Genomic DNA, 275 nt, shown 5'->3' on the forward strand with positions numbered 1-275 from the left:
GTTCGATGCCGCGCAGCCGGACCGTCTTGTCGTGGCTGGGATCATGATCGCGTTGCGGAATACGCGGATCAGCACGCAGATCCCAGATGTCATGCGACCACCACGGGGCCTCGGTGCAGCGCACCGCCACGCTCAGGTGCAGATGCTCGATCAGGTGGCCGATGTTGCGCCGCGAACCGGCCGAGGGCAACCGGTGGTTGCGCCGTTCAAACACCAGCGTGGCCTGCCGCATCATCTCGGTCGGGTCCAGCTCAGAGACGCTGACCGGCGAATAC

The 275-nt window shown here is 65.5% G+C and carries 1 pseudogene; it reads right to left on the bottom strand.

Annotated elements, in window-relative coordinates:
* Positions 1-275, bottom strand: a pseudogene (locus ACYQ8K_RS30290) (tyrosine-type recombinase/integrase); the annotation flags it as partial.

Source organism: Mycobacterium sp. MUNTM1 (assembly GCF_054660795.1).